General features: G+C 50.7%; 1 pseudogene. It reads left to right on the forward strand.

The features are described from left to right. Window positions 1–196 (forward strand): annotated as a pseudogene (locus V6F78_RS22375) (integrase core domain-containing protein); the annotation flags it as partial. Between the last annotated feature and the right edge of the window lie 9 nt (window positions 197–205).

Raw genomic sequence — 205 nt, forward strand, 5'->3', positions numbered from 1 at the left:
GATGGAGCGCGTATTTCGCAGCTTGAAAACAGAATGGATACCGACCGTGGGCTATCGAACTGCGCAGGAAGCACAGCGCGATATCAGCCATTTTTTGATGCATCGCTACAATTGGATTAGGCCTCATCAATTCAACGATGGGTTGGCTCCAGCGCGGGCCGAGGAAAAACTTAAAGTCGTGTCCGGGATAAGTTGACCACTACAG

The sequence above is a fragment of the Pseudomonas sp. ESBL9 genome (assembly GCF_036668715.1).
GTDB lineage: Bacteria > Pseudomonadota > Gammaproteobacteria > Pseudomonadales > Pseudomonadaceae > Aquipseudomonas > Aquipseudomonas lundensis.